At 36.8% G+C, this 11,572-nt stretch carries 7 protein-coding genes; 6 read left to right on the top strand and 1 reads right to left on the bottom strand.

Annotation, left to right across the window (positions count from 1 at the left end):
- Positions 1-225: 225 nt before the first annotated feature.
- The 4 genes from EO121_RS08510 to brnQ all read left to right on the top strand — a co-directional run bounded on the left by EO121_RS08510 (position 226) and on the right by brnQ (position 4,932).
- Positions 226-660: a DNA starvation/stationary phase protection protein gene (locus EO121_RS08510; protein WP_127167420.1), complete on the top strand. Its 435-nt coding sequence runs from the start codon at positions 226-228 to the stop codon at positions 658-660.
- 246 nt (positions 661-906) lie between these two features.
- Positions 907-1,377: a hypothetical protein gene (locus EO121_RS08505; protein ID WP_127167418.1), complete on the top strand. Its 471-nt coding sequence runs from the start codon at positions 907-909 to the stop codon at positions 1,375-1,377.
- A 13-nt stretch (positions 1,378-1,390) separates the two neighbouring features.
- On the top strand, positions 1,391-3,394 hold the full coding sequence (locus EO121_RS08500) for a molybdopterin-dependent oxidoreductase (RefSeq protein ID WP_127167416.1): 2,004 nt from the start codon (positions 1,391-1,393) through the stop codon (positions 3,392-3,394).
- A 206-nt stretch (positions 3,395-3,600) separates the two neighbouring features.
- Positions 3,601-4,932, top strand: coding sequence for a branched-chain amino acid transport system II carrier protein (gene brnQ / locus EO121_RS08495; protein WP_127167414.1), 1,332 nt, complete (start codon positions 3,601-3,603; stop codon positions 4,930-4,932).
- A 248-nt stretch (positions 4,933-5,180) separates the two neighbouring features.
- On the opposite strand, the gene EO121_RS08490 is transcribed toward brnQ, so the two are convergent.
- Positions 5,181-6,209: a ribonucleotide-diphosphate reductase subunit beta gene (locus tag EO121_RS08490; RefSeq protein WP_009353886.1), complete on the bottom strand. Its 1,029-nt coding sequence runs from the start codon at positions 6,207-6,209 to the stop codon at positions 5,181-5,183.
- Between the two features lie 679 nt (positions 6,210-6,888).
- Here EO121_RS08490 and EO121_RS08485 point away from each other — a divergent pair.
- Positions 6,889-9,681, top strand: coding sequence for a DNA methyltransferase (locus tag EO121_RS08485; protein WP_164725910.1), 2,793 nt, complete (start codon positions 6,889-6,891; stop codon positions 9,679-9,681).
- A 52-nt stretch (positions 9,682-9,733) separates the two neighbouring features.
- Positions 9,734-11,572: AAA family ATPase (locus EO121_RS08480; protein WP_127167412.1), on the top strand; the 1,839-nt coding region annotated here is incomplete at its 3' end.

Raw genomic sequence — 11,572 nt, 5'->3', positions numbered from 1 at the left:
AAGAATAGCGCTAGCTATTTCCATAGCTAGCGCTAAAAGCTTTTACATGAGTAGCCCCCACATTTGACAAAGAGCCACTTTTTATATTTAAATATTTCGATAAACTATATGAAAAGCTATTGCATTTTATGATTTACTATGCTAAGATATACACATAACAAATAATAATTATTAATTGCTAATTAGAATAATTAGCAAAATAACTAAAGAAAAGGAGAAACAGGTATGAAAAACTTACAAGAAGTCAATCAATATATTGCAAACTTAGCAATTTGGAACATTAAACTTCACAATTTTCATTTTAATGTAGTAGGATCTCAATTTGTGCCAGCTCACAAATATTTAGAAGAAGTCTACGATGTAGCATTTGATTATTATGATGCAGTAGCTGAGCATGTAAAAATGCAAGGTGAAGAACCTGTAGTACATGTGGCAAAATATTTAGAAATTGCCTCTTTGAAAGAAGAACCAGGCAACAAATTCTCCGTAGAACAAGTGTACAACTTCTTAGTAGGAGATTTCGAATTGTTGAATAAAGAAGCTCGTGCTATTCGTGAATCTGCTGATGAAGAAGGTAACTTCGGATTAGTGGCTATCATGGAAGACCACATTGCTTACTATGAAAAACAATTGTGGTTCTTACGTGCTACTTTAGGCTAACTCCTCCTGACAGTAACATCGAACCAATCACATAACACTCCCTTATATGTGATAACATCCTGAATATGACTAATACCCTATAACTATACAACTAACTATGTAAAAGGACCCCTGTTTTGCGCAGGGGTTCTTTTAATATATAAGCTATACCTTTGAAAGGTGATAATAACGATGTATTGTAAAACTTCATTGCCAGGTGATACAATACAAGTAATGCAAGAGAGATTGAGAAAGGGGCGACAGAGAATGAATCGATTTTTACGACAAGGCCGATTACAAACCATAGAACCGCAGAAGGATACATCCGCGGTAGAAGATATGGATACGCTGGTGAATGAAGTGAGTTCGGATGAGTTTTTGGACATGGTGCAACAAGAGGGGACGTCAAAGGATTTGAACCGAGCTATGGATATGGTGGAGATGGAAGAGTCAGAAGAAAATCGTGTATCTGTGGATCCTTATGAAGCAATGACGATTCGTGATTATAGTCACTCGGATGTATTGCCAGAGGGCTCTGATGAAGATTATGGTTTTTCTAGTGCAAACGAAACAGAACAGGACCAATTTTTCCATAACAACTACAATGATATTATGGAAGATGAGTTAGAATATGATCAACAAGAGGCTGATAGTTCTTATGAGCACGATTCTGGAGATAGTTTTGACTTCGACTTTGACGTTGATTTTGACTTGTTTGATGACTTTGATGATGACTAGTAAGGAATGAATGATGACGAAGCCTATACATACAAGGACATCAGTATGTCCTTATGATTGCCCAGATGCCTGTGGATTGGTCTTGACCATTGAGGGAGACCAGTTACAACGGGTACAAGGTATGAAAACGCACAGTTTCACGAGGGGGACTTTGTGCCAGAAAATGCAACATTATGAACGAACAGTCCACCATAGGGAACGTCTGACAACGCCTTTGCGACGCATAGGTCCTAAGGGAAGCGGTCAATTTAAACCGATTACTTGGGACGAAGCACTAGAGGAAATTGCTCAGCAGTTTCAGCACTGTATCCATACATACGGTTCTGAAAGTATTATGCCCTATTCCTATGCAGGGACCATGGGAATCTTACAAAAGAGTGCAGGGGATCCACTCTTTGCCATACTTGGTGCTACCCGTCAAGATAAGGGGATTTGTTCCCCTGCCAAACGTTATGGTTGGGCTAGTCTTATGGGGAATACCCTAGGGAATCGTCCACAAGATATACAACACAGTGATTGTGTGGTGCTGTGGAGCCTCAATGCAGTGGCTACGGATGTACATGTTCTACATGATGTGACCATAGCTCGCCAGAGAGGTGCCAAGCTTTGGGTGATTGATACGTACTATACGGAGACAGCGAAATTAGCAGATGAAGTCATTATCATACGACCAGGTACAGATGGAGCCTTTGCGTTGGGTGTGGCATATGTGCTGGTGGAAGAAGGATTAGTACATGAGGAATTTATTCATCAGTATGTACAAGGCTATGAAGGATTCCGTGATTCTATTATTTCGCAGTATCCACCATCGAAAGTGGCTCGAATCACAGGCGTACCAGAGGAACGGATTGTCCAGTTTGCTCGTGCTTATGGACAGGCAATGGCGCCATTTATTCGCTTAGGCAGTGGACTATCTCGCTATGGGAACGGAGCGAATACGGTGCGATGTGTGGTAGCACTACCTGCTTTGGTGGGGGCCTATCTACACAAAGGTGGTGGTTTGTTATCAAGTGCTTCGGGCAGTCAATTTGTTGGTGGTAAGCGTATCAGCTGGGAGCGCTTTCAGGCAAAAGAAACACGGTTGAACCCAATGATTCATTTAGGTCCGATGTTAACAGAGGTCAACAACCCACCGATTAAGGCCCTCTATGTATATTCCAGTAACCCTGCGGTGACCTCGCCGGACCAAACGGTGGTGTGCAAAGGATTGGCACGAGAAGACCTGTTCACAGTGGTGCACGAACGGTTTATGACGGATACGGCGAAATATGCAGACATTGTACTCCCTGCAACGACGTCCGTAGAGCATAATGATATCTATAATTCTTATGGACATTACACCATTGGTTGTGGCTATCAAGCCATACCTCCTGTAGGTGAAAGTCGATCTAATTGGGACGCCATTTGTAGTATTGCTAGAGCTATGGGCATCGATGATGCTGTGTTTGCTATGTCAGAATTGGAGATGATTGAAGATATTGTGCGACATGCTCCGATTCCAAGAGAAGTGCAAGATAGAATCTTGGCAGGGGAACTGGTAGAAATGGACCTATCCAGCACGTATAAGCTCGAGTACGGTACACCATCTGGTAAGATTGAATTATACAACCCCTTAGAGCGTGAGCCATATCCTGTGTATAGTCAGGCTCATGGAGATACAGCGGAGTTCTTCCTCATCAATGGGGCTGATCCACGCATACTAGACTCGTCCTTTTGTGAACTACAAGCGGATGTGCCACAGATGGTCGCTCGTATGCATCCTGATGATGCAGAGCGCAAGGGCGTATGGCACAGTGAGTTTGTGCGCTTGTATAATGAACGTGGTTCTTTGCGGATTGCTTTAGTCATCGATGATACGGTGCCAAAGGGGACCATTGTGAGCAGTGGTGTCTGGTGGCAATCTCAGTCTCATGATACAGAGCATACAATGAATGTATTGACTGCCTCACGATCTACCGATTATGGTTGGGGTAGTACCTTTTATGATGTGAAAGTGGATGTAGAACCATGCGATTAAAAGGATGGGTTATAGTTAATCAATGTAATTTATCTATCAATCATAGCTCGCCTGTATATGCATAATCAGTATAGACAAAGCCATTTCCGACGAGGGAAATGGCTTTTTATTTCGTCTATAATTAGATATAATAAGATAATAAGCATAAAAATTGTTTTTATACAGTGTATATTTGTTATTATGGGATGTATTTGAAAGGAGATATTATGTCAGATCATACTCAACTATCGGGGCGAGCCTATATTGCTATCGGCCTGATGCTGTTCGCTTTATTCTTTGGGGCAGGTAACTTAATCTTCCCTGCTACTTTAGGTCAACATGCAGGTACCAATGTGTGGTGGGCCATCTTAGGGTTTATCGTAACTGGTGTAGGTTTACCATTGTTAGGGGTTATGGCCATGGGATACTCCGGCAGCCGTAACGTACAAAGTTTGGCAAGTCGTGTGCATCCAGTGTTTGGGGTCCTATTTACATTGGCATTATACTTATCTATTGGCCCTGCTTTTGCCATCCCTCGTACGGGGACTGTATCCTATGAAATTGCAGTGAAACCATTCTTAGGTGGAGCTGCCTCAGATACAGCACTATCCTTGTTCCTTGTGGGGTTCTTCGTAGTCACATTGTGGCTCTCTATTAATCCGCAAAAATTGGTGAATCGCATTGGTAAAATCTTAACACCAGCCTTGCTACTAACCATCGTGGTATTGATTGTTAAATCTTTGATTACTCCATTGGGCAGTTATGGTATACCGACAGAGGCGTACGCTACTAGCGGTACGGCATTCCTACAAGGCTTCTTAGATGGATATAATACATTAGATGCCTTGGCATCCTTCGTGTTTGGTATTTTGGTTATCGAATTTGTAACACTTTCAGGGGCACAAACACGTGATGAAATTACACGGGCCACTATGAAAGCTGGTTTAATCGCTGTAGGTTGTTTAGGCGTGGTGTATATCTTCATTGCTAGCTTAGGTGCTACTAGCGTAGAACAGTTAGGCATCTTAGATACAGGAGCACCTGTATTGGCAGAATCTGCTCGTTTGTTATTCGGCGATTTAGGGGCTATGATCTTGGCAGTCATCGTATTGTTGGCGTGTTTGACGACGAGTATCGGACTTGTTACCTCTTGTGCACAGTATTTTAGCACACAATTTGGTGGCTTATCCTATAAAGCCTATGCAGTGCTATTCGTGTTGATTTCTTTCGGCGTAGGCATGTTTGGATTGAAAACCATCATTACCGCAGCTATTCCTGTGTTGATGTTCCTCTATCCATTATCCATCGCATTGATTGTGTTGGCATTCTTACATCCGTTGTTCAACGGTCGCCAATGCGTGTATGCTTGGACAGTAGGGGCAACGTTCATCACAGCCCTTGTATCTGGCTTAGAAACAGCGAGCATAGACTTAGGTAGCCTAGGACAATTCTTTGCTACACAAGTACCAATGCACGGCATCGGTATGGACTGGCTTGTATTCGGCGGCGTAGGATTCGTGATTGGATTGATCCATCGGGCATTGGTGAAAGCTAACTAAAAGATTATTTTATATATGTTGGGACTACTCATATACGAGTGGTTCCAACATTTTTTTTATTACATAGGTATAGCAGTTTGGGGTTATAGGAGGGTTATAGGACAAAATGAGTTGGTAAAAAGTCCGAGACCCCTTGCAATTACAGTACAGATTGATATTTAATTTCCTAGATAATACTAGAAAAGAAAAAGCTACACAGTAGAATGTATCTACATGTAGCTTTTATGTATATCATCTTACAGGCATTCTTATTCCAAATCATCGAAATCAAATGCAGCTGCTTTTGTATAGTTTGTAACTTTCGCTTCAAAGAAGTCAGTTTTAGTGCTGTTCAAGTTGGAGAAACTTTCAATCCAAGCCATAGGATTTTCCTTAATCTCTGGATATAATGGTTGCAAACCGATAGAATCAGCACGTTGGTTTGCTAAATATTTGATATAGCGCTCGATCAATGTGTTGTTGATGCCAAGGATTTTGTCATCTGTAATGTATTGACCCCAAGCGATTTCATTTTCTGTACCTTCACGAAGCATTTGTGTTAACTCAGCTTCCAGTTCAGGTGTGAATAGTTCAGGGCGTTCGATGCGAAGCTCACGGATAATGTTTTGGAACAATACTAAGTGAGTCACTTCGTCACGATTGATGTATTTAAAGATTGTGGAAGTTGCGGTCATTTTACCTTGGCGAGCCAATGTATAGAAGAAGCTAAATCCGGAGTAGAAATAGATACCTTCTAAAATGTAGTTTGCCATGATAGTACGAATCAAATTGTGTTCCGATGGTTCATCGCTAAAGCGTTGGTAAATATCTGCAATAAAACGGTTACGAGCTAATAAATGCTCGTCTGTACGCCACTCATCATAAATACGGTCACGAGTAATTGGATTCGTTACCGTATCTAAAATGTAAGAATAAGATTGGGCGTGAATTTCTTCTTGGAAGGCTTGGATGTTCAATAAAGAAGCCACTTCAGATGCCGTAATATAACGGCTCAAGTTTGGCAAGTTCTCGCTTTGGATGGAATCCAAAAAGTTTAAGAAAGAAATGATCTTATCGAAAGCACGACGCTCGCTATCCGTTAAGTATGGGAATTGCTTAATATCTTCGTTCAAAGAAATTTCTTCAGGAATCCAGAAATTGTTCAGCATCGTGCGATACAATGTATTTGCCCAATCGTACTTAATACGATTCCATTCCCGTAAATTCGTCGTATTACCGCCTACCATACTTTGCGTGCCGCGGTCACCATGTTCATTAAAAATCAGTTTCTTTTCCATGAGATATCTCCTATGTGTTTATGTGAAAGTCAACATAGGAGATGACATTCACTGATACAATTAAATAATATACATTTTCCTATTCAGGGACTATTTTATTATACTAAACAGAGATAAAAGTTTCAAATTTTTCTATCTAGTATATTGGTGGAAAATAAGAATAAAAATCATAATATTGTGTTATACTAAAAGTGTCACTATACCGATTCCGTGACAGGAAGGAGGTGTGCCTTATGCTTGATTTAGTTATCCTGTTAATTGTTTCTATCATGGCAAATGTAATTAGTTATTTCATTTGCAAATGGCTAGATAGTAACAGTAAATAGTGACTGGCCTATTGTTATTCTATCAAATAACAAGCAAAAAGCACAGGAATACCAGTCCTGTGCTTTTTTGTGTACCCTACGCTAGAATACGTTTCCTGTTAATTTAGTACGTTTTTATTATAGCATGATAGTAAAGATATAGGAAGAGGAAAGTGGTCACTATTACTAGAATATAGCGGAAAATAAAATATGTCTAAATGGGGCGCAATAGATTCCTGAGCTATTATGGGGCACGTATATGATATAATAAAAGCAATGATATAGGAAGAAGATATATTGAATTGGATAGTAGTAAAGAGAATATCTATAGATTCAAATTTAGATGATAGCAGTTTGCTATAAAGGGATATATTATGCAATTAACACTGAAGCAACAAGAAAAAGCAGCCAAAGAGTTTGCTAAGAAATGGGAAAATAAGGGTGATGAAAAGCAGGATACACAAAGGTTTTGGATGGAATTATTACAAACCGTGTATGGGGTGGAGAATCCTGCTGATATGATTTGCTTTGAAGAACGTGTGCAACTAGAGCATACTAGCTATATTGATGCTATGATTCCCGCAACACATACACTGATTGAACAGAAAAGCTTAGGAAAGGATTTAAATGCGCCTATTCGTCAATCAGATGGCACTGAATTAACGCCAGTTGAGCAAGCAAAACGGTACGCGGCTAACTTGTCGTATAGTAAACGAGCTAGATGGATTGTGAGTTGTAATTTCAAAGAGTTTCATGTATTAGATATGGAGCGCCCTAATGATTCAGTAGAAATTATAGAGTTGAAAAAATTAGGTACTGATTTTTATCGACTTAATTTCTTAGTAGATGTGAAAAGTAGTCATATAGAACGAGAGATGGAAATTTCAAAAGGTGCTGGCGAACTAGTTGGTAGACTATATGATTGTTTATTACAACAATATAAAATTAATGCGCTTCTAACAGAAGATGAGATTTTACATAATATTAATAAGCTTTGCGTTAAACTTGTATTTTGTCTATATGCAGAAGATTCTGGACTATTTGGTAAGAAGAATATATTTCATGATTATTTAAAAGATTTCCAACTTCATCAAGTTCGTAATGCTTTGATGGACTTGTTTCGTATTTTGGATACGCCAGAAAGCAATCGTAGTCCCTATGAAACTGAAAGTTTGTTAGCATTCCCCTATGTTAATGGTAGTTTATTTAGCGATGCTGTAGAAATTCCTCAATTCTCAGAAGAAGCCATTCAGCTAATATTGCAAGATGCATGTAATTTTGATTGGAGTGAAATATCTCCGACCATATTTGGTGCTATCTTTGAAAGTACATTAAATCCAGAAACAAGACGTCACGGAGGGATGCATTATACAAGTATTGAAAATATTCATAAACTCATTGATCCATTGTTTTTAGATATATTCAAAAATGAATATAAAGAAGCGATGACATTAAAAACTGGCAAGGCTAGGATGAAGGCATTGAAACAATTGCAAGAATCAATGGCATCTAAAATATTTTTTGATCCAGCAGCAGGGTCAGGCAACTTTTTAACAGAATCCTATTTATCTTTACGAAGATTAGAAAATGATATCTTGCGAGAAACTATAACAGATGCAGCTGGTACAGGAGTACTTGGATTTAATGAAGAAGAATTTAACCCTATCAAGGTGAGTATTCAACAGTTTTATGGGATAGAAATTAATGACTTCGCTGTGTCTGTCGCTAAAACTGCAATTTGGATTGCAGAGGCACAGATGTTTAAAGAAACAGAAGCGATTATTCATAAAGAGATGGATTTCTTACCACTTCATACCAATGCTAATATCCATGAAGGGAACTCCTTACAAATGGATTGGGAAATGGTGATTCCAGCTGAGCAGATATCATATATCATAGGAAATCCTCCATTTGTAGGATCAAAGTATGCATCCGAATCACAGAAGAAGGATATGGATAAAGTATTTAATGTGTACTCAAAGAAATATAGAAAACTAGATTATGTTTCTTCTTGGTATATTAAATCAGCTGAGTTAATACAGAAAAATGATGGAATACAATGTGCATTTGTATCTACAAATTCCATTACACAAGGGGAACAAGTGGCTTTATTGTGGAATATTTTATATGCCATGGATGTAGAAATCATTTTTGCACATAGAACGTTTAAATGGAGTAGTGAATCAACCGATGGTGCAGCAGTACACTGTGTAATTATAGGATTTAGTGGAAAACAAAATAATATAAATAAGGTGTTATATGCAGATGGACTATCTTCATATGCTGATAAAATTAGCCCTTATTTAGTAGCAGGGTTTAATGGGGTTGTAACAAGTATTTCTAAACCTTTATTTGGACAAAAGCCGATGGTTGCTCCCAATAAACCATGCGATTACAATCATTTAAAAATTGAACCAGATGAATTTTTAGAGTTTAAAGAAAAATGTCCACAATCATTAAAATGGATAAAACGGATGGTAGGGGCGACAGAATTTATTAATAATAAAGAGAGATATTGTTTATGGCTAGTGGGGTGTTCACCGAATGAGTTAAAGCAGATGCCGATGGTATTAAAACGAGTAAAGGCATGTCAAGAGGCAAGACTAGCTGCAAATACGGCAGAGTCTAAAAAGCTAGCATTAACACCTACATTATTTAGAGAACAATTAAATCCAGAGCAGTATTTAATTATACCAGGAGTATCTTCTGAAAAAAGACGATATATTCCTATTGGTTTTTTGGATAAAGAGACCATTCCAGTAATGGGAACATTAATTATACCTAATGCAGATTTAGTTGATTTTGGTATCGTCACATCTAATGTTCATATGGCATGGATGCGTGCGTTTGCAGGTCGATTAGAAATGAGATATAGATATTCTAAGGATGTAGTTTATAACACATTCCCATGGCCAAAATTACAGGAGCAACATCGAGTAGCCATTGAAAATACTGCAAAGCAGATTTTAGCGGCTAGAAAACTATATCCTAATTCCACCTTGGCAGAGCTATATGATGAAGTGACTATGCCAATTGAATTAAGAGAGGCCCATCGAGATAATAATCGAGCTGTGATGCGAGCTTATGGATTTGACTTAAAAATGACAGAAGAAGAGTGCGTAGCAGAGTTAATGAAACTCTATCAGGTGTTGATAGAGAAAAAGTAATAATAAATTTATTTTGTTCTAAGAGATATGGCTGAATTTACAGGGAGGATATATGAAGATTAATTTATCAAATGAAAAACTTTTTATATCAAATGAGCTATCTTTAGATAAAAAGTTGAACTTTATATATGGTAAAAATGGAACTGGAAAGTCAACGTTAACAAAAGTAATAGTGGATAATTATAACTCTGATAGTTTAAAAGTATGCGCATTTCAAGGGTTTGGGTCGATTATAGGAGAAAATAGTTTATTAAATGCAATTGTTCTTGGTGAAAAGAATAAAGATATAGAGAAGAAAATAGAAGAATATAATGCTCAAAATAAAATATTACTAGATAATCTTCAAACATTAGAAAATAGTATTAATAAGAATATTGATGGAAGCAAGGCCAATCAACAAAAGAAGCTAGAGGATCAAATAGTAACTTTAAATAATAAAGAAGGTAGATTTCTAAGAGATGCTGCAAGCGAAATGAGTCGCTTGTATGATAAGAAACTAATACTTGATAATCGTACGTATAATAAAAATTCAATAAAAGACAAAATTGGAGAAGCTAGAATAATATCAGATACAGAGGTAAATGAAGCAAAAGAAACTTTATATATGGAAATAACTGATAAAGTAGGTATGATATCATATGATTTGTTTAAAAGGCCGGAAGATTTTTTAAATGAAGTTAATAAAGTGCTAGGTTTGATTAGTGAAGAAAAATCTATCGTGGAACTTCCTGTGGGTGAAGAATATGTGTATTTAGAGGCAGGAATACATTTACATAAGCCAGGTGAGAAATGTAAGTTTTGTGGAAATTTAATTTCTGAAGAGAGATATCTAGCTATAAAAAAATATTTTGATGCTGATGAAGTAAAAGCGATCAAGAAAGAGGTTGATCGCATGAAAGAAAAAATTGGTGAGGCTATTTCTAGCCTACAAAAGATAAAGTTTGACTTTAATGATTTGCAAGAACCATATAAAGAAAAGATAGGTCTTCAAACTAGATTATTAAGAGGGGAGATTACAAAAGCATTAAATGGATTTCAAACAATGAAGGAAGCGTTAGAGAAGAAAAATCAGTTTGAAAAAATTAATCCGATTATTTTATTAGAAGAAGTTGACTATTCTATTTATATAGATAAGATAAATGAAGATATTACAGCCTTCAATAATAAGATAGATAATCTAAATGCAGAAAAAATACAAGCGAGAAATATATTAGAGTTACATCATATTGCAATATATATTTCTGATGAGAAATATAAAGTTATTCAAAGAGAGAAGTGTGAGTTAGATATATCTATAGAAAGTTTAGAAGAGGAAATTAAAGAGATTAAGTATGAAGCTAATATAATCAAAGACAATATTATCCAGAATGAGGCGAAGATAATAGAATTGGTGAGGGAGACTCAAAGTACCGAAAAGTTAGTGAATAATATAAATGCAAAGTTAGAAGGTTTAACAAACTTTAAACTTGTTTTGCAAAAGGATGATGCAGAAAAATTAGAATATTATGAAATTAAAAATACTGAAGGAGAAGTACGGAGGATAGAAGAATTATCGACAGGGGAAAAAAATCTTATTGCATTTTTATATTTTTTAGAGTCATTACAAAGTATCGAGGATTATAATAAAAAAAAGGTTATTATTTTTGATGATCCTATGAATTCTAATGATGATACAGTTCAATATTTTATGATGGATCAATTAAATAAACTAATAAAAAGTATAAAAAAGGATAGTAGTCAAGATATATTTGTATTATTGACACATAATATCTTCTTTTATCAAGGATTAGTATATGATGTTATTAATATTAGAGAACAGTCTTATAATCCGTATGAATATAATAATTTTTATAAATTGGTAAGAATTAATGATGAAATAAGTATTGTTAAT

This window comes from Veillonella sp. CHU732, assembly GCF_003992085.1.
GTDB lineage: Bacteria > Bacillota > Negativicutes > Veillonellales > Veillonellaceae > F0422.
Note: the sequence above shows the minus strand (reverse complement) of the source record. Positions and strands in the feature narration are given on the sequence as shown.